This is a genomic window from Pseudomonas sp. SIMBA_068 (assembly GCF_046534705.1).
Taxonomy (GTDB): domain Bacteria; phylum Pseudomonadota; class Gammaproteobacteria; order Pseudomonadales; family Pseudomonadaceae; genus Aquipseudomonas; species Aquipseudomonas putida.
Map to the genome: position 1 here is coordinate 1 of NZ_JAWRYI010000936.1, position 257 is coordinate 257.

Annotated in this window: 1 protein-coding gene; it reads left to right on the top strand. The window is 64.2% G+C overall.

Annotated elements, in window-relative coordinates; translation table 11 throughout:
- Positions 1–257, top strand: a 257-nt coding sequence (locus SB756_RS32155; protein WP_410913513.1) for an ATP-binding cassette domain-containing protein, incomplete at both ends; no start/stop codon positions are given.

Genomic DNA, 257 nt, shown 5'->3' on the forward strand with positions numbered 1-257 from the left:
GTTCGATGTGTCGCTGCAGGTGCGCCAGGGCGAATGCCTGGCATTGGTCGGTGAGTCCGGCTCGGGCAAGACCAGCCTGGCCCGGGCCATAGCCGGGCTGGGCGAGAACGTGCAGGGGCAAATGCGCTATGCCGGGCAACCCTTGGCTTTTGCTGCCCGGCAGCGTGATGCACGGTTGCGGCACCAGGTTCAGTATGTGTTCCAGAACCCTTACCGGGCACTGAACCCACGGCAAACGGTGGGGCAAACCTTGAGTG